Consider the following 635-nt stretch of genomic DNA (forward strand, 5'->3'; position numbering starts at 1 on the left):
CTCTCGCCGATGTCGATCGACGTCAGATCGCCTTTCGCGTAGCCGTTCTGGGTCAAGTCGTACACCCCGAACTTGCCCCCAAACTGGGTGATGGTCGATTTGCCGTCCACATCGAAGCTGATCGGTGCGGCAATCGGCTCGCTCGGCGTGTTGTCGGCTGTAACACCAGGCGTGGTGGCCGTGATCTGCAAATTGAGTGCAGGCACATTGGTGAGCTGCCCGCTGCCATCGAACTCCAGCCGACCCAAGCTGTAGTTGGTGGAAGCGGGCGATTGCGGAATCACCGTTCGCCCGCCGTCCAAGCTGGCGTACACCTCCCAACTGTTGGCGGGCACACCCACCACGGGCGGCGTGGCCGTGGGATCCGCCGTGACCGGCTCATTCTTTACAAAATACAACTGAACCGGAATGGCATTGCCCTGCGCGTCGTACACATTCACCGCGGTGCCGTACTGCTTGGCTTCGGCAGGCATGGCATCTGCCTGGGCCGACGTCGTCGGATTGGTGATGGTCAAAGGCCCCAGGCCTTCAGCACGGGCGTCCAGGTTGGCGGTGATGTTGATGTTGGTGGTGGCCCGTGGGTCGATCGGCGCCCCCGTGGGCAAGCGCAGGTCTTTCGTTTCCTTGCCGTTGCT

General features: G+C 62.0%; 1 protein-coding gene. It reads right to left on the minus strand.

From position 1 onward, the window contains the following. Window positions 1–635, minus strand: a 635-nt coding sequence (locus HA630_RS00265) for a flagellar basal body FlgE domain-containing protein (RefSeq protein WP_305792592.1), incomplete at both ends; no start/stop codon positions are given.

The sequence above is a fragment of the Aquabacterium sp. A08 genome, assembly GCF_011742065.1.